Source organism: Massilia sp. TSP1-1-2, assembly GCF_049896185.1.
Lineage (GTDB): Bacteria > Pseudomonadota > Gammaproteobacteria > Burkholderiales > Burkholderiaceae_D > Telluria_A.
This window is the reverse complement of record NZ_JAFCTU010000199.1, coordinates 1-600: the sequence shown is the minus strand read 5'-3', so window position 1 is coordinate 600 and position 600 is coordinate 1. Positions and strand designations below refer to the sequence as shown.

Genomic DNA, 600 nt, shown 5'->3' with positions numbered 1-600 from the left:
GGAAGTAGCGACCGCTGCCGCCGGTGATCTGGAACGTGGCGCCGCTAAAGACATACTTGGCGCCGTCGCCCGTGGGCACGAACTGGCCGCTGTAGTCCGCGTAGAGTTGCTCGCCGGTGGTGCCAACGATGATCATCTTGCCGCGGCTAAAATTGAACAGCGGACCGGATGGCGTGATGCAATCGGTTGAAATCACCACTGATCGGCCGAGCAATGCGCTGTCGGCGTGGCCGGTAATGGTGCCGCCAAACTGCGACGGACAGCGCAACATCGGGCCCACGCGTTCCTGGATCACGGCCGACACGGTCAATGGCTTGGTGACCGAAGCGGCCGAGGCGGCAGCGGCGGCCAGCACCAGGGTGGTGCCGATTACTAACTGGATAGCGGACTTCATCATTGTGAGCCTTTGCTGGAAAGTGTGAAATAAGTGACTAGAAATCTATATTATCATGGGGGCAATTGAATGCACCTCGGGTACTGTGGCGTGCCGGCAACCGAACGCGAAGTATTTTCTGTCAGCTTTCCTTACAGTTTTGTTCCTGCGCCCTCGAATTGTTCGCCCCAAATGATTGATTTCACTGTCTATCTCAAGCTGGGCAC

General features: G+C 57.3%; 1 protein-coding gene. It reads right to left on the bottom strand.

The annotated features are described in order from the left end of the window. The coding region (locus ACP7BV_RS27680; protein ID WP_426108126.1) for a hypothetical protein at positions 1 to 397 on the bottom strand (397 nt) is incomplete at its 3' end. Positions 398 to 600: the final 203 nt, after the last annotated feature.